This window comes from Brevibacterium sp. AGC70 (genome assembly GCF_057334195.1).
Genome location: NZ_JBHFIH010000001.1, coordinates 469,431 through 484,897 on the forward strand (window position 1 = coordinate 469,431; position 15,467 = coordinate 484,897).

The window sequence follows — 15,467 nt, forward strand, 5'->3', positions numbered from 1 at the left end:
CATGCTAATCGTCGAAGATGAACCAACGGTCGAACGCGGACCAGGCGTGCCACCGCTGCTTCGGACGTCGGCGCTGCCTCAGAGCCCCTCTCCGGCGGCGAGTCGTCGGACGGTCTCCTTAGCACCTCGTTCGTGCAGGGAATGCAGAGCCGCCAGGTAGTGCTCGGTGAAGCGGGACTCGTCAGCCAAAGCACCGAAGAACTGCTCCTGCCGGACGAAGGCGAGGATGTCCTCGGCCTGTGACGACGCGACCTGCTGCAGCTCATCGGCATAGCGATCGACGATGGTGAACGCCGCCCCCTGCTCATCGCTGCCTTCGGCGTAGCGAGCCCACGATGCGCAGATCGCGGCCGAGACTTCGACCGGTGCACCTGAGGCAAGATTGTCACAGATGACGGGGACCAGCCATTTGGGAATGCGGTCGGAGGACTCGGCACCGAGGCGAGCCAAGGTGTCGCGTATCTCGGGATTGCTGAAGCGTTCGATGAGAGAGTCCTTGTACCCGTCGAGGTCGATGCCCGGCAGCGGTTCAAGGCTCGGAGTGCCCTCCTCGTCCATGTATCTGCGCAGGTAGACCGCGATATCCGGGTTCTCCATCGCCTCGTGGGCATAGGTGTAGCCGGCGAGGAGACCGAAGTAGGCCAGCCCCTGATGCCCGGAGTTGAGCAGACGCAGCTTCATATGCTCGTAGGGTCTGACATCGTCGACGACCTGGACACCGGCCAGTTCGTACGGGGGCCGGCCGGAGGTGAACCTCTCCTCGAGCACCCACTGGAAGAAGGGTTCGGCGACCACAGGCCAGGCGTCCTCGATCCCGACTTCATCACGCAGATCGGCCCGGTCGTCATCGGTGGTGGCCGGGGTGATGCGATCGACCATCGCGTTCGGGAAGGCCACATGGACGTCGATCCAGTCGGCGAGCTCGGGGTCGACGAGCCGGGCGAAGGCACCGAACATCTTCTTCGCCACATGGCCGTTCTCCGAGATGTTGTCACACGACTGCACGGTGAATGGGGGCACACCAGCATCCCGGCGGCGGCGCAGAGCCTCGATCACATATCCGAAGACCGTGCCCGGCAGCGCCCCCGCGGCCAATGCGGCCACATCGGCGACGATCATCGGCTCCTCGGAGATGAACTCCCCGGTCACCGGGTTGACGTTGTACCCGCCCTCGGTGACGGTGAGCGAAACGATGCGGATCCTCGGGTCGCCGAGGAGGTCGATGAGTCCCTGCGGATCGTCGGGGCCGTAGCGGTAGTCGATGATCGATCCGATCACACGTCGTTCGCGGGTGCCGTCTGGGTGTTTGAGTGTCAGCGAGTAGAGGTGATCCTGTCCGGCCAGTGCGTCTCGCATGCGCACATCGTGAGGCAGGACGCCGGCACCCACGATTCCCCAGTCCGCGGCTCGTCCCGCGCTCATGAGGTCATCGACGACCATGGCCATATGGGCCCGGTGGAAGCCGCCGACGCCGAAGTGCACGATGCCCGGAGTCACTGCGCTCCGGTCGTAGTCGGGGACCGTGACTCCGCGGGCCGCAATCCTGTCAAGGTTCGATCCGTGCAGAGGCAGCACGTCCGCGGCTAAGCGGGCACGGTCAGCGTGTGCAGAATCCGGGGAATTCGACATCACTTCACTGCACCCATCGACAGGCCCTGGACGAGTTTGTCCTGGGCGGCGATGCCGGCGACGAGCACAGGCACCGAAATGATCAGCGAGGCCGCGCACACCTGGGACAGGAACAGTCCCTGCGAGGTGACGAAGCTGGTGAGGAACACGGGCGCCGTCGATGCCGCCGTCGAGGTCAGGACATTGGCGAAGAGCAGTTCGTTCCACGAGAAGATGAAGCAGATGAGGGCCGTGGCTGCCAGGCCCGGAGCGGTCAGGGGCAGCAGAATCTGCATGAAGACACGGGGAAGCCGGGCACCGTCGAGCTCAGCGGCCTCGAGCACCTCAATCGGCACCTCGGTGAGGAATGACCGCATCATCCACACTGCGATGGGCATGTTCATCGCCGAGTAGATGATGATGAGCAGGAGCCAGGTGTCGAGGATGCCGAATGCCTGCGCGACCAGATAGACGGGCAGCAGTCCCGCGACCATCGGCAGCATCTTGGTCGAGAGCAGGAAGAAGAGCACGTCCGACCAGCGTTGGATCCGACGAATGGCCAGCGAGTACGCGGCCATGGTCGACAGAACCAAGACGATGAGGGTGGACACGATTGCCGCGACCGCCGAATTGATGAGAGCAGGCCAGGGGCTGACGCCGCTGCCGCCGCCGAAGAAGTTGGAATAGGACTCCAGCGTCAGCGGCGCGAAGAAGCTGGGCGGGTTCGTCGAGGCATCGGTCTCGGCATGCAGGCTGGTCAGCAGCATCCACAGCAGCGGGGACACGAAGAGGAGGCCGACCAACCAGGCCAAGAGACCGAGCAGGACCTTGCCGATTCGGCGCTGACCCGGGCGTCGCTGCGCGCTCGCCTTCTTCCGGGAACGATTGGCTCCTGGCGAGGCCGTGATGTCTGGGATGCTCATGAGTTCTCCTCCTTGAGCAGAGTGGACGCGGTTCGCAGCGCGAAGGTCGCGATGACAAGTGAGGCGATGACGACGATGACGCCGACGGCGGAGGCGACTCCATAGTCTTGGGCCACGAAGAATTCCTGGTAGATGACATAGGGCAGATTCGCGGTTCCGAGTCCGCCCGAGGTCATCGTGAAGACGGTGTCGAAGTTCTGCACGATGTAGATGGTGCCGAGCAGCGCCGCGAGTTCGATATAGCGTCGCAGGTGCGGCAATGTGATGAATCGGAAGGTCTGACCCGGTCCGGCGCCGTCGACCAGTGCCGCCTCGTAGACATCCATGGGGCGCGACTGCAGACCCGCCAGCATGATCAGCATCATGAATGGGGTCCACTGCCAGACGAGGACGATGCCGATTCCCAACAGCGGATAGGTGCTCATCAGATCCGGCTGCGGGGCGTTCTCACCGAAGACGCTGGTCAGCAGTCCGTTGACCAATCCGTAGGACGGGTTGAAGATCGCATGCTTGAACAGCAGCGCCGCTGCCACGGGCACGATCAGGAACGGGGTGATCATCAGCGTGCGCACGAACCCGCGGCCGATGAACTTCCGGTCAAGGAGAAGCGCGATGGCCAGACCCAGCACCGCCGAGACCAGCACGACCGAGACGGTGAGCCCGATGGTGACGAACACCGCGCGCAGCAGATCCGCATTCGTGAAGACGGTGATGTAGTTCTGCAGGGTGCCGAAGCTGATGTCATCGGGATAGGCGGCGTTCCACTTCATGAACGAGATGACGATCGTGATCGCGAAGGGAATCTGCGTGACGAGGATGACGAAGATCAGCGCCGGCAGCATGGGGACTCGCCGCGACCACCGCTCTCGAGTGCTCGAGGATGCGGGTCTGGGCGATGTGGGCGCGGGCGCCGCCTGAATGCGGCGATCTTGCGCAGGAGCTGACATGGACAACCTCCGGTGATGAGTGGCAGTGGGACCGGGTGCCTGGGCGGAGACGCGAACGCCTCCGCCCAGTGCGTCTTCTACTTCTTGTACTTGTCTCCGACCTTCTCTGCTTGCTTCTGCCCCTTCTCAAGCGCCTTGTCCACCGTGGTGCGTCCGGCTATCGCCGAACTGACGTCCTCGGAGATGCCCGTGGCCAGGTCGGCGAATTCGGGAATGGTCACGAACTGCACTCCGAGAGTCGGGCGCGGCTGCACACCGGGGTTCTTCGGATCTGCCGAGTTGATGGCGTCCTCGGTCTGCTTGTAGAACGGCTCCGCGGCTTTCTGGTAGTCCGGGTTCTCATAGGTCGAGGTGCGTTTGCCCGCGGGCACATGCTGCCAACCCAGTTCTTCGGCGACGGTCTCTTCATAGTCCTGTGACGAGGCCCACGCCACGAACTGCTTGGCGGCATCCTGGTTCTTGCCTTCCTTCTGGATTCCCCAGGCCCACGTGTAGAGCCACGAACTCGACTTCGTCTCCTTCACCGGGGCTGCGACATAGCCGATCTTGCCCTTGACTGGTGAGTCATCGGCTTCGAGGGTTCCCGTTGCCGCCGTCGAGTCGTACCACATCGCGACATGGCCCTGCTGGAGGTTGGTCAGGCACTCGGTGTAACCGGCCTGCGGTGCTCCCGATTCGCCGTGGTCCTTGATGAGATCGACGTAGAAGTTCGTCGCCTCCTTGAACTCCTTGGAATCGACCTGTGCCTCCCAATTCTCATCGAACCAGGTTCCGCCGAAGGTATTGACCACGGATGTCAGGGGCGCGAACATCTCTCCCCATCCGGGAAGGCCGCGCAGGCAGATGCCCTTGGTGCCCTTCTCGGCACCGTCGACCTTGGCTGCCAGATCGGCGACCTCCTCCCAGGTGGGATTCTCCGGCATCGTCGCCCCCGCCTTCTCGAAGATGTCCTTCCGGTACATCAGGAAGGATCCCTCTCCGTAGAACGGCTCTCCGTAGATCTCGTCCTCATAGGTCATCGATTCGGCCATCGGGGCGAGGATGTCGTCCTGATTGAATCCCTCGGCATCGACGACGCCTTCATCCATCGAAGTCAGCCACCCGTTCTTGGCGTAGGTCGGCACTTCGTAGTTCGACATCGAGGCCACGTCGTAGTTGCCGGCCTGCGCAGAGAACTCCTGCCCGATCTTGGCGCGGACTTCGTTCTCCGGCAGCACCGTGTAGTTGACCTTGATGCCGGTGTCACTGGTGAAATGCTCCGCGGTGAGCTTCTGCAGGTCCTGCATCTGCGGATTGTTGACCATGAGAACGTTGACTTCTTCGTTGCCCCCGCCGCTCGAACTTCCCCCGGCGCCACCACATCCTGCGAGTGTGAGCGCTCCGACCACTCCGATGGCCGCCGCTGTGACAGCCCGGCCCGTGACCTTCTGCTTCATCGTAATTGCCTTCCCTCGTCATTGCGGGATTGCTGCCCGCCATCGGGTGTGCTTGACGAAATACATATGAGCATCCGTGCTCACATGTGCAATACTGTGTCATAATCTGAACAGATGTGCAATAGATCACATATGAGCGGCAGGCTGGTCGCTGTGAGTGTGATCTCCGTGAGTTGGGAAGGGAGAGCCGTGAGCACAACACCCACCGCCAGACACCGTCGGTTCCTGGCTCAGCTGGCCAAAGAGCACTATCTCCAGGGCAGCTCGAAGGTGGAGCTGGCCAAGGCGCACGGACTCAGCCGGTTCCAGATAGCCCGACTGCTGCAAGAGGCCGTTGACTGCGGAGTCGTCACGATCTCAATCGAAGCCGATGCCGCCCACGAAGACGGCAGGGCCGAACGGCTCGCGACGACGCTTGGGCTGAGGTCAGCCATCATCGTCGAGTTCGAACACGAGACCCACGCCGCACAGCGAATGGGGCGTGCCGCGCTTTCCTACGTCGATCGTCATGCCCGCCCGGGGATGCGCATCGGACTCGCCTGGTCACGCACACTCGACGCAGCCGCAGAATTCGCCCCCGCACTCCCCCGCTGCACAATCGTCCAGCTCGCCGGTGCGCTTCAACTCGGTTCGCATCGGCCCAGCGCCGGGATCTTCGCCCGGTTGGGACAGGATGCCGCCGTGACCATGGTTCGACTTCCAGCTCCACTCCTGGTCACCGAGGCCGACACCGCTGCCGATCTCAGTGCCCTGCCTGAGATCTCCAGTGCCCTCGCTGCCGCTGACGATCTCGATCTCGCGGTCATCTCGGTCGCCGCATGGGCGCAGGAACAGTCCTCGGTCTGGGAGAAATGCAGCCCAGAGCAGCGAGCGGCAGGGCTGGCCGACGGTGCGGTGGCCGAAGCCTCCGGGCGCCTGTTCGACGCTGCCGGGGCCGAGGTCGACACGATCGACGATCGAGTCATCGCCGTCACCCTTGACCAGCTGCGCAACGCAGCGACAACCGTCGGTGTGGCTCGCGGAGCACAGCGCGCCGAGGCTGTCCGTGCCGCCTGCGCCGCCGGAATCCTCGATGTCGCCATCGTCGACGAGGCGCTGGCCCGAGAGATCCTCGACAGTCCGACGCCCGGGGCACAGGCCGCCCCGCAGGCCGTTTCGAAGAACACCGTGCAGGCCGCCTCGAAGGCACAGATGCAGGCTGCATCGCGGACCGAGGAGCCGTGATGGCTGCCGACCTCGAACCGCGCGAACTGGTCGCCGGCGTTGATTCCTCGACGCAGAGCTGCAAGGTCGTCATCGTCGATCCCGCCACAGGTGAGATCCTGCGCAGCGGATCGGCCCCGCACCCGGTCGGGACGGAGGTCGATCCCGAAGCCTGGTGGTCGGCCCTGCAGGATGCGATCTCTGACGCAGGTGGGTTCGCTGATGTCGCCGCCGTCAGCATCAGCGGACAGCAGCACGGCCTCATCACTCTCGACAGTCACGGGCAGGTCATCCGCGACGCTCTGCTGTGGAACGATCTGCGCAGCGACGCGGCAGCGCGGGCACTCATCGCCGAGATCGGGGCAGACGAGTTCGTCGACCGGGCCGGCATCGTTCCTGTCGCGTCCTTCACCGGGGCCAAGCTGCGGTGGCTGCGCGATCATGAACCCGACAATGCCTCCCGCGTGGCAGCCGTGGCTCTGCCGCATGACTGGCTGACCTGGCGGCTGTTGGGCTACGGGTCAAGCGGCTCGTCCGCCCCACGGGGCCCTGACCTCGAGGCGCTCGTCACCGATGCCTCCGATGCCAGCGGAACCGCGTACTTCTCCGCGGTCACCGGCCAATATGACCTTGAACTCTTCCACACAGCATTCGGTGCCTCAGCACGGGAGGCTGCCGGACCCGATGCTCCCTGGGACCCCGACAGCGCACCCCACACCGCTCCCGTCGTCCTGCCTCGTGTCCTCGGGCCCCACGAGAGCGCCGGTCACACACCCGACGGCATCCTCGTCGGCCCCGGTGCCGGGGACAATGCGGCGGCTGCGCTCGGACTCGGAGCCGGCCCGGGCGACGTCGTCATCTCGATCGGCACCTCGGGGACGGTCTTCAGTCCGACTCGTCTGAAGATCAACGATCCTTCGGGGATGGTCGCCGGATTCGCCTCGGCCGACGGTGGGCGCCTTCCGCTCGTCGCCACGCTCAACGCCGCCCGCGTCCTCGATTCCGCGGCAGTGCTGCTGCGCGCCAGTCATACCGACGTGGCTGCGCTGGCACTGGCCTCGACACCTGGGGCTAACGGCCTCACCCTCGTCCCATATTTCGAGGGCGAGCGTACTCCCAATCTTCCGGATGCGACAGCCCGTCTGGAGGGGATGACCTTGACGAATTCGTCCCCGGAGAACGTCGCTCGGGCATTCGTCGAGGGCATGCTGTGCGGACTGGCCGACGGACTCGAGGCGGTGCTGCGACAGGGTCTGAGCGTCGAACGGCTGCTCCTCATCGGCGGGGCAGCCCGCAACCCAGCAGTGCGAGAGGTGGCCAGAGACATCTTCACCGTCCCCATCGACGTCCCCGAACAGGCCGAGTACGTGGCCATCGGGGCCGCCCGTCAAGCGGCCTGGACACTGACCGGAACCTCGCCGAGGTGGCAGGTCGAGCTCGTCGCGACTCTGCACCCGAGACCATCACGTGTACGCGAGCAGTACCGCTCTTACGCCCACACCAGCGTCACTGCCGATGCCGGCGAAGCTGCCGATGCCGGCGTCAACGGCGACACTGCTGGCAACACAAACACCGGCGGCACCACGCCCGCCGCCGAGAACTCAGACAATGATCACCGCGGATCGTCGGGTGCCCACGCACCCGTGGAAGGTTGAGATTCACCATGGCAACAGTCACGTTCGATAAGGCAATGCGCCAGTACCCAGAGGCGCTCACTCCATCGGTCAACGAGATCAGCCTCGACATCGCCGATGGCGAGTTCCTCGTCCTCGTCGGTCCCTCAGGCTGCGGAAAATCCACGACTCTGCGCATGCTCGCAGGCCTCGAACCTGTCGACGGCGGGCACATCAGAATCGGTGAGGACGATGTCACCGGGGTCTCTCCCCGCGAACGCGACATCGCGATGGTGTTCCAGAACTATGCGCTCTACCCACATATGAGCGTCGGAGAGAACATGGCCTTCGCTCTCAAGATCGCCGGTGTGGGCAAGGCTGAACGCAATGAGCGCGTCCGTGAGGCCGCCCAGCTGCTCGACCTCGAGCCCTACCTCGATCGGAAGCCGAAGGCTCTCTCCGGCGGGCAGCGGCAGCGCGTGGCCATGGGACGTGCCATCGTGCGCTCTCCGCAGGTGTTCCTCATGGACGAACCTCTGTCCAACCTCGATGCCAAACTGCGGGTCCAGACACGTGCACAGATCGCCTCGCTCACCCGCCGCCTCGGCGTCACCACGGTCTACGTCACCCACGACCAGGTCGAGGCGATGACCATGGGCGATCGCGTCGCGGTGCTCGCTGACGGACGGCTGCAGCAAGTGGACACTCCGAGAGCCCTCTACGACCGCCCCGCCAACCTCTTCGTCGCGGGCTTCATGGGCTCTCCGGCGATGAACCTCATTGACCTTCCGCTCCAGGACGGGGCGCTGCACCTCGGCGAGTCCGAGATCCGGTTGAGCCGCATGCAGCTGACGGAGCTCACGGCTGATCGGGTGACGGCCGGAATTCGACCGGAGGACTTCCGCCTCGAGCCGACCGGCGGCCTGGAAGTCAGTGTGGATCTGATCGAAGAGCTCGGCGCCGATGCCTACGTGCATGGTCGGGCGACGACCGGCAGCGATGACAATCCGATCGTCGCCAGGGTCAGCGGGCGCACGCGCGTGGCCAGAGGTGACAGGGTCAGAGTCGTCCCGGAGCTCTCGCGCCTCCACCTCTTCGATTCGCAATCCGGTGCACGACTGTCTGATGAGAGTGAGCATGCAGCCTGAATGTGACGGCCGATAAGCGGTCAGAAGCCAGAAAACCCGGCGCGGAATACTATGATCGGTCCATGGTCGATTTCGCACGCTCACCCCGCTCCACCATTGGAGTCGAATGGGAACTGGCTCTGTTGGACAAGGACAGCCTTGATCTGACTTCCGCCGCGGAGGTTCTCCTTGCCGATGTCGCGCAGCGTGCACCCGAGTTCGAGAAGCGGATCGTGGGCGAGATGCTCACGAACACGATCGAACTCGTCACCGGTGTCCACAAACAGGTGTCCGGAATCGCCGAGGATCTGGCCGCGTCCATGGGTGCTCTGCGCACGCTCACTGAGGACCGTGGGATCGAACTCATGTCCGCTGGCACGCACCCGTTCGCCCAGTGGCAGTCCCAGGAGGTTCGCGCCAAGGATCGCTACCTCGAGCTCGTCGACCGCACCCAGTGGTGGGGTCGGAACATGCTCATCTTCGGCGTACACGTCCACGTCGGAATCGACTCCCGCGACAAGGTGCTGCCGATCGTCAACGCCCTCCTCGCCTACGTCCCCCATCTTCAGGCGCTGAGCGCATCATCACCCTTCTGGGGAGGGACCGATACCGGCTACGCTTCGAATCGGGCGATGATGTTCCAGCAGCTGCCGACCGCGGGACTGCCGTTCCAGTTCGAGGCGTGGTCGGACTACGAGAAGTACGTGGCCGACATGCTCACCACCGGCATCATCGACAACATCAATGAGATCCGCTGGGATATTCGTCCCGCCCCGAACTGGGGAACTGTTGAGGTCAGGGTCTGCGACGGTCTGCCCACTCTCGAGGAGATCACCGCGATCACGGCCCTCATCCAGTGCCTCGTCGACGACTTCTCCGCTCGCCTCGATGCCGGTGAGACCCTGCCGACGATGCCGGACTGGTTCCACGACGAGAACAAGTGGCGTGCCGCCCGTTACGGAATGGACGCCATCATCATCGAGAACGCCGAAGCCGATGAACGCCTGGTCACCGAATGCCTGGCCGATGAGGTCACGCGCCTGGCCCTGGTGGCACAGCGACTGGGCTGCGTCGACGAACTGAACTCCATCACTTCGATCATCGACCGCGGTGTGCCCTATCAGCGGCTGCAGAACGTGTTCAAGGACAGCGAATCACTCGCAGAGGTGACTCGTTGTCTGATCAGCGACCTGCGCACCTCGTATACCTGAGGATTCACACCAGCTTCCGCTCCGAACGGAGCTGGACAACTGGCTGCAATGCCCACAGGTGGGCCGCAGTGCTCACAAGTAGGGGCGGAGGAGTTCCAGCAATTCCGGCAGGGACGCAGCGACACCTGAGTGCAGCTTGAGATCCGTGAGCCGATCGATAGGCACCCAGGCGAGCTCGATGCTCTCAGGATCGCTGATGACCGGTTCGAAATGACGCACGGCCCGGGCGATGACAGTGGTGTACGACCAGTCCCCGAGATCGAGGACATGGGTCTCGAGAACTTCGATGCCCGAGGCGTCGCTGTCGGGGACACCTGCTTCTTCCCAGGACTCCCGGATGGCCGCGTCGAGAGCGGATTCGCCCAAGTCACGGGCGCCACCGGGAAAGCCCCAGGTTCCTCCCTCGACCGACCACAGGGCGCGGTGCTGCATGAGGATCCCCTGCGCGGGGTCAAGCAGCATCAGTCCTGCTGCCCCGTTGAGTCCCCAGTGCTTCTGCCCGTCCGAGCCGAGAGTCCACCCATCGCCTGATCGCCGAGGCGGCAGGTAGTCCGGCAGATCCTTCGAGTTCGGACCGTATGCGGTCTCATCGCGTGAGGCACCGCTGCGTTCGTGAGTGTAGGCGTTCTGGTCGCCGGCGTTGGGATCAGACAAGGACATGATCGACATCCAATGAAGAGACTGCGGCAAATGACAGGTCGCTGGGTCCGATTCCACGGCGGACGAGTTCGGCACCGAGAGCTGCGACCATGGCTCCGTTGTCCGTGCACAGACTCAACGGCGGCACCCTCAGCTCCACCCCAGCCTCGGCGCATCTGGCTCCGAGGACCGCGCGCAGGTGGGAGTTCGCGGCGACTCCCCCGCCGAGGACGACGTGGCTGATTCCGGTGTCGGCCGCCGCCAGCAGGGTCTTGGTCACGAGGACGTCGACGACGGCGTCCTCGAATCCTGCTGCGATGTCGGCGACCCGCAGGTCCGTGCCCAGTGTTTCGGCCTTCGTGACCTCGCGCAGTGCGGCGGTCTTGAGTCCGGAGAACGAGAAGTTGAAGCGACGTTCGGGATCGCGCAGATCCTGCTTCTTCGCCAGTCCGCGGGGGAACTTCACAGCGGTGCGGTCACCGGGGATTCCGCTGCCGTCGAGCGCTCCGAGAGCGGCCTTGGAGATGTTCGGCCCACCCGGGTAGTTGAGGCCCAGCAGCCGTGCGGTCTTGTCGAAGGCTTCGCCGGCGGCATCGTCGATCGTGGCGCCGATGAGTTCGATGTCATCGACGACGTCTCCGATGCGCAGGATCTCGGTGTGCCCACCGGAGACGAGGAGTGCGATGGTCGGCGTGGTCAGGCCGTCGACGTCGGTGGCGATGAGGTCCACCGCCACATGTGCGGCGAGGTGGTTGACCCCGTAGAGCGGCAGGTTGAGTGCCGCGGCGAGACCCTTGGCGGCACCGACTCCGACCATCAGCGCACCGCTGAGGCCGGGCCCAGCGGTCACGGAGATGGCGTCGAGGTCGCTCAGCGCGACGTCTGCCTGATCGCAGGCCGAGGCGATGGCCGGCCCGATGGCCTGGACGTGTGCCCGTGAAGCAACCTCGGGGACCACACCGCCGAAGCGAACGTGTTCATCCATCGAGGAGGAGACCGTGTTGGTCAGCAGCGTCCGGCCCCGAACGATTCCGACTCCGGTTTCGTCACAGGATGATTCGATGCCCAGCACCAGCGGTTCGCTCATATGTCGTTCGCCCCGTCCTCGCTGTCGTCCGTTTCGCTGTCCTCGAGTTCGAGGTCCGCGTAGAGCGCAAGCAGCTCTTCCTCACCGGCCTCGGCGACGTCGAGGCCAAGGACCCGAGCGAACAGGCGCAGGTGGGTGTCCCACATCGGTCCGAAGTCCGCGGCCTTGAGGCGAGCGCTTTCGACGTCGGGCGCGGATTGGGTGAAGATCAGGAGAGTCGCAGCCCCGTCCGTGAGTTCGAGTGCGAGCAGCGCCACCCCCAGCACGCCGAAGTCATCGAGCTCGACGAGGACATGGTCCTCAACCTCGCAGCTGAGGATCTCACCGTTCAGTGTGGTCTCACCGAGGTCGAAGGTGATCGCAGGATTGGGATCTTCTGCGTCACTGTTCTCAGAGTCATCTCTGTCCGTGCTGGCTGCGGCTTCATCGACAGTGAAGGACGCGAACCAGGACCTGGCGGTTTCGCTGTCGACGAGCTTGGACCAGACGGTCGCAATGTCGACCGCCAGCGGCAGCTCGATGACAAGATCGGTGCCGTTCTCCCATTGCACAAGGCGTGAACTCGTGCTCGTCATGCTTCCACCCATGCTTCGTTGAGGGCCGTGATCTCGTCCTCGGCCAGCTGCAGCTCGGTTCCCGCGAGCAGTTCGCTCAGCTGCTCGGGGACCCGCGCCGAGGCGATGGTGGAGGGAATGAAATCGTGTGACAGCTGCCAGGCCAGTGTGGTTGCGGTCATGGTTGCGTTGTGCGCCGAGGCCACGTCGTCGAGGATTTCGAGGGCGCGAAGTGCCTCTTGGTTCTCGAGGAAATCGGCGACGCGTTCACCGCGCACGCTTCCGGTGGCGTCTCCGCCGGTGTGCTTTCCCGTGAGGAAACCCGAGGCCAAGGAGTGGAAGGGCAGTTCGGCGATGCCGTTGGACCGCAGGTAGGCCTGCTTCTGTGCATCCACCGCACTGCGAGCCACGAGGTTGTACCGGTCCTGGACGACGCGGTAGCACGCCAGTGAGTACTTCGCGCTGATCTTCATGGCCGACTGCAGGCGATCCAAGGTGAAATTCGAGGCGCCGAGGTAGCTGACCTTCCCGGAGCGCACCAGTGCGTCGAAAGTCTCCGCCACCGCCACCTGATCGACGCTCTCATCGTCGGCGTGGGCGTAGTAGACGTCGACGTGGTCCGTGCCGAGACGACGCAGGGAGGAGTCGATGCATTTGCGGATATTGGCTGGGTCGAGCCCCTTGTGCTTCGGATGCATTCCGACCTTGGTGGCGATGACCATGTCATCGCGGTTGCCACGCGAGGCCATCCATTCGCCGATGATGGTCTCCGACTCGCCGCCGGAGTTGCCGTCGACCCACACGGAGTAGGCATCCGCTGTATCGATGAAGTTTCCGCCCGCCTCGGCGTAGGCGTCGAGGACTGCGAAGCTCTGATCCCGGTCAGCACCCCAGCCGAAGGGATTGCCTCCCAGATGCAGGGGGTGGACCATCAGATTCGTGTCAGCAAGTTGCACTCTTTCCATGGCTCCAGCCTACCCTCGGCACAGGTCGGCGGCGGTATTGGGCGCAGCTTAGGGCAGGCTCGACTACGATGAAAACAAGCGCTGCAGCAGCCCTGACCATCGAGACACTTCCGGATCATCGATCTCTCAATGAGGAAACATCATGACTGAACTATTCTCAGCTCGCCTCAAGGCCAGCACAGCCACGATCCACGACGAGGTCGAGCACACGAATTTCATGGTCGATCTCATGGAGGGCAGGCTCGACGCACGCGCCTACGCTCTCCTGCTCAAGCAGTACACGGTCATCTACGCAGCCCTCGAGGCGAAGTCCAGGGAGTTCGCCGAGGACCCGATCTTCGCACCCTTTCACGATGTGAATCTGTTCCGAGGTGAGCGCATCGTTCGGGACCTGCAGGAACTCATCGGCTCGGAGGAGTTCACGCTCAACGACTCAGACCTGCCCATCACCGGGGGCGCCGAAGCATATGCACGCCATCTCGGCCACATTGACAAGCCTGAGCAGGTCATCGCGCACCACTACACGCGCTACCTCGGCGATCTCTCCGGTGGGCAGGCCATCGGAGCGCTCATGGGCAGGCATTACGACATTCCTGCCGACGCGCTGACGATCTGGGACTTCACCGAACTCGGCAAGACGAAACCGTACAAGGACTCCTACCGTCTGCGCCTCAACGACATCGCAGGCACCGGTGGGAACGAGCAGATCGTCATCGATGAGACGATGACCGCGTTCGAACTCAATGGCGAACTTCTTTCGGAGCTGACGTCTCTGTCCGAGCGTCCCGCTGCCGACCGTCCTGCCGCTGCCGGTCCCCCTGCTGCCGGTCACACTGCCAGCCGTCCCGCTGCTTCGTCTGTCTCCTGAGCTGTGCTCGGCCGCTCCTGACGGCGGAACCGGAGGATGTAAGCTGAATCCGCATCCCCGCTGCAACGACGACCAGTTCGAGAGACAGACATGGATTCACACCAGTTGTTGGCATGGGCCCTTGTGGCCGTGATCGGAGCTGCCACACCCGGGATCGATCTCATGATCGTCCTCCGGTCAACGCTGCTTCACGGCAGGCGCTCCGGTTTCGCAGCCGTCATCGGAGTCGAAATGGGTCACGCCGTCTGGGCGATTGCCAGCCTCATCGGCCTCACAGCCCTGCTGGCGGCGTCCACCCTCGCCTACGACGTGGTGCGGATCGCCGGAGCCTGCTATCTGGTCTGGCTCGGATGCACCGCGATCTGGAAATCGCTGCCCCGCAACCGGGCAACGGCCACCGAGGCTGAAGATCTTCCCTCACAGAGCGCTGTCAGTGCGGTCCGCAGCGGCATGACCAGCAATCTCCTCAATCCGAAGGTCGGGGTCTTCTACATCAGCATCCTGCCCCAGTTCCTGCCGACAGTCCCGACGGCCGCCGGTTGGGGTGTGCTGCTCGTGGCCATCGCACTCACCATCGGCACGGTGTGGCACGCCGCCATCGTTCTACTTGCCACCCGTGCCCGCGGCATCCTCACCCGTGAACGGGTCAAGATCTGGCTCGATCGCACGAGCGCCGCGGTGATGATCGCTCTCGGCGTGCGCCTGGCGACCGAAGCTCGGGCGTAGACCGACCACTGTGAGTAGCCTGCCGACTGCACGCAGCTTGAGTCCGTGAGCGCCCGGCGACTCCGACTTACGGGTGGAAGCGCATGAGGATCGCGTCGGCACCCGGATAGTAGTCGGGGCGCCTGCCCCATTCGGAGAATCCGAAGGATCGGTAGAGGCCCAGTGCCGGTTCGTTGTGCTCATCAACTTCGAGATGCACGGCTTCGGCTCCTCGGCTCAGGGCCCAGCCGATCCCGGCTCGGAGCAGCTCTCGCGCGATGCCCTGACCGCGTCCAACCTCGGTGGTGGCAATGGTCATCACGTCCGCTTCACCGCCGGCGGCTGACATGACGATCCACCCGGCCAGCGCCGAGGTGGGGGTCCGTGCCGCGAACATCGCCGTTCCAGCCTGAGCCTTCACCGCCCAGTAGTACGTCAGCGTCCACGCTGTGGGGCCGAAGATCGCGGCATCATGGTCCGCGACCTCGTCGAGATCCCACCAGCGCAGTTCGTCGATGCCTGCCTGTTCGTGCGGCGCGCCCGTGCTCATCTCCCGACACTCATTTCAGGGCATTCATGTC

The 15,467-nt window shown here is 64.1% G+C and carries 15 protein-coding genes; 6 read left to right on the forward strand and 9 right to left on the reverse strand.

Going from position 1 to position 15,467, the window contains the following annotated elements:
* Positions 1 to 78: 78 nt before the first annotated feature.
* The 4 genes from ACE03M_RS02100 to ACE03M_RS02115 all read right to left on the reverse strand — a co-directional run bounded on the left by ACE03M_RS02100 (position 79) and on the right by ACE03M_RS02115 (position 4,914).
* Positions 79 to 1,629, reverse strand: coding sequence for a mannitol dehydrogenase family protein (locus ACE03M_RS02100; RefSeq protein WP_485932522.1), 1,551 nt, complete (start codon positions 1,627 to 1,629; stop codon positions 79 to 81).
* Positions 1,629 to 2,531: a carbohydrate ABC transporter permease gene (locus ACE03M_RS02105; RefSeq protein ID WP_485932524.1), complete on the reverse strand. Its 903-nt coding sequence runs from the start codon at positions 2,529 to 2,531 to the stop codon at positions 1,629 to 1,631. The genes ACE03M_RS02100 and ACE03M_RS02105 overlap by 1 nt, the downstream gene beginning before the upstream one ends.
* A complete protein-coding gene (locus tag ACE03M_RS02110) occupies positions 2,528 to 3,373 on the reverse strand; it encodes a carbohydrate ABC transporter permease (protein ID WP_198397101.1) in 846 nt (281 codons plus the stop codon). Before ACE03M_RS02110 ends, ACE03M_RS02105 begins: the two co-directional genes overlap by 4 nt.
* Before the next feature lie 182 nt (positions 3,374 to 3,555).
* Positions 3,556 to 4,914: an ABC transporter substrate-binding protein gene (locus tag ACE03M_RS02115; protein WP_485932526.1), complete on the reverse strand. Its 1,359-nt coding sequence runs from the start codon at positions 4,912 to 4,914 to the stop codon at positions 3,556 to 3,558.
* 189 nt (positions 4,915 to 5,103) lie between these two features.
* Between ACE03M_RS02115 and ACE03M_RS02120 the strand changes: the two genes are divergently transcribed.
* The 4 genes from ACE03M_RS02120 (at position 5,104) to ACE03M_RS02135 (ending at position 10,068) form a co-directional block, all read left to right on the forward strand.
* A complete protein-coding gene (locus tag ACE03M_RS02120) occupies positions 5,104 to 6,138 on the forward strand; it encodes a sugar-binding transcriptional regulator (protein ID WP_485932528.1) in 1,035 nt (344 codons plus the stop codon).
* Positions 6,138 to 7,772, forward strand: a complete 1,635-nt coding sequence (locus ACE03M_RS02125; RefSeq protein WP_485932530.1) for a xylulokinase — start codon at positions 6,138 to 6,140, stop codon at positions 7,770 to 7,772. The genes ACE03M_RS02120 and ACE03M_RS02125 overlap by 1 nt, the downstream gene beginning before the upstream one ends.
* Before the next feature lie 8 nt (positions 7,773 to 7,780).
* On the forward strand, positions 7,781 to 8,878 hold the full coding sequence (locus ACE03M_RS02130; RefSeq protein WP_485932531.1) for an ABC transporter ATP-binding protein: 1,098 nt from the start codon (positions 7,781 to 7,783) through the stop codon (positions 8,876 to 8,878).
* A 62-nt stretch (positions 8,879 to 8,940) separates the two neighbouring features.
* Entirely contained in the window at positions 8,941 to 10,068 is a 1,128-nt protein-coding gene (locus ACE03M_RS02135; protein WP_485932532.1) for a glutamate--cysteine ligase, read from the forward strand.
* 72 nt (positions 10,069 to 10,140) lie between these two features.
* Here the strand turns inward: ACE03M_RS02135 and ACE03M_RS02140 are convergent, their stop codons facing one another.
* Genes ACE03M_RS02140 through ACE03M_RS02155 form a run of 4 tightly spaced genes read right to left on the reverse strand, consistent with a single transcriptional unit; the run spans position 10,141 to position 13,313 of the window.
* Positions 10,141 to 10,728 carry an NUDIX domain-containing protein gene (locus ACE03M_RS02140; RefSeq protein WP_143923500.1) on the reverse strand — a complete coding sequence of 196 codons (588 nt, stop codon included), beginning with the start codon at positions 10,726 to 10,728 and terminating at the stop codon, positions 10,141 to 10,143.
* A complete protein-coding gene (gene tsaD, locus ACE03M_RS02145; protein WP_143923501.1) occupies positions 10,715 to 11,794 on the reverse strand; it encodes a tRNA (adenosine(37)-N6)-threonylcarbamoyltransferase complex transferase subunit TsaD in 1,080 nt (359 codons plus the stop codon). Before tsaD ends, ACE03M_RS02140 begins: the two co-directional genes overlap by 14 nt.
* Complete coding sequence (locus tag ACE03M_RS02150) at positions 11,791 to 12,369, reverse strand: SRPBCC family protein (protein ID WP_485932534.1); 579 nt, start codon at positions 12,367 to 12,369, stop codon at positions 11,791 to 11,793. The genes tsaD and ACE03M_RS02150 overlap by 4 nt, the downstream gene beginning before the upstream one ends.
* Positions 12,366 to 13,313, reverse strand: a complete 948-nt coding sequence (locus tag ACE03M_RS02155) for an aldo/keto reductase (protein WP_485932536.1) — start codon at positions 13,311 to 13,313, stop codon at positions 12,366 to 12,368. The genes ACE03M_RS02150 and ACE03M_RS02155 overlap by 4 nt, the downstream gene beginning before the upstream one ends.
* A 142-nt stretch (positions 13,314 to 13,455) precedes the next feature.
* On the opposite strand from ACE03M_RS02155, the gene ACE03M_RS02160 reads away from it, so the two are divergent.
* Positions 13,456 to 14,181, forward strand: a complete 726-nt coding sequence (locus ACE03M_RS02160) for a biliverdin-producing heme oxygenase (protein WP_485932538.1) — start codon at positions 13,456 to 13,458, stop codon at positions 14,179 to 14,181.
* A 90-nt stretch (positions 14,182 to 14,271) separates the two neighbouring features.
* Positions 14,272 to 14,907 (forward strand): LysE family translocator, encoded by a 636-nt coding sequence (locus tag ACE03M_RS02165; protein ID WP_143923504.1) that lies wholly within the window; start codon positions 14,272 to 14,274, stop codon positions 14,905 to 14,907.
* Positions 14,908 to 14,974: 67 nt separating this feature from the next.
* Here ACE03M_RS02165 and ACE03M_RS02170 read toward each other — a convergent pair whose 3' ends face one another.
* Positions 14,975 to 15,436, reverse strand: a complete 462-nt coding sequence (locus ACE03M_RS02170; protein ID WP_143923505.1) for a GNAT family N-acetyltransferase — start codon at positions 15,434 to 15,436, stop codon at positions 14,975 to 14,977.
* Between the last annotated feature and the right edge of the window lie 31 nt (positions 15,437 to 15,467).

Bases quoted from the DNA above. Each gene is read 5' to 3' on its own strand.
- ACE03M_RS02115 (WP_485932526.1), bottom strand. From the start codon at position 4,914: ATGAAGCAGAAGGTCACGGGCCGGGCTGTCACAGCGGCGGCCATCGGA.
- ACE03M_RS02165 (WP_143923504.1), top strand. From the start codon at position 14,272: ATGGATTCACACCAGTTGTTGGCATGGGCCCTTGTGGCCGTGATCGGA.
- tsaD (WP_143923501.1), bottom strand. From the start codon at position 11,794: ATGAGCGAACCGCTGGTGCTGGGCATCGAATCATCCTGTGACGAAACC.
- ACE03M_RS02140 (WP_143923500.1), bottom strand. From the start codon at position 10,728: ATGTCCTTGTCTGATCCCAACGCCGGCGACCAGAACGCCTACACTCAC.
- ACE03M_RS02135 (WP_485932532.1), top strand. From the start codon at position 8,941: ATGGTCGATTTCGCACGCTCACCCCGCTCCACCATTGGAGTCGAATGG.
- ACE03M_RS02100 (WP_485932522.1), bottom strand. From the start codon at position 1,629: ATGTCGAATTCCCCGGATTCTGCACACGCTGACCGTGCCCGCTTAGCC.
- ACE03M_RS02105 (WP_485932524.1), bottom strand. From the start codon at position 2,531: ATGAGCATCCCAGACATCACGGCCTCGCCAGGAGCCAATCGTTCCCGG.
- ACE03M_RS02170 (WP_143923505.1), bottom strand. From the start codon at position 15,436: ATGAGCACGGGCGCGCCGCACGAACAGGCAGGCATCGACGAACTGCGC.
- ACE03M_RS02155 (WP_485932536.1), bottom strand. From the start codon at position 13,313: ATGGAAAGAGTGCAACTTGCTGACACGAATCTGATGGTCCACCCCCTG.
- ACE03M_RS02150 (WP_485932534.1), bottom strand. From the start codon at position 12,369: ATGACGAGCACGAGTTCACGCCTTGTGCAATGGGAGAACGGCACCGAT.
- ACE03M_RS02125 (WP_485932530.1), top strand. From the start codon at position 6,138: ATGGCTGCCGACCTCGAACCGCGCGAACTGGTCGCCGGCGTTGATTCC.
- ACE03M_RS02160 (WP_485932538.1), top strand. From the start codon at position 13,456: ATGACTGAACTATTCTCAGCTCGCCTCAAGGCCAGCACAGCCACGATC.
- ACE03M_RS02130 (WP_485932531.1), top strand. From the start codon at position 7,781: ATGGCAACAGTCACGTTCGATAAGGCAATGCGCCAGTACCCAGAGGCG.
- ACE03M_RS02110 (WP_198397101.1), bottom strand. From the start codon at position 3,373: ATGCTGCCGGCGCTGATCTTCGTCATCCTCGTCACGCAGATTCCCTTC.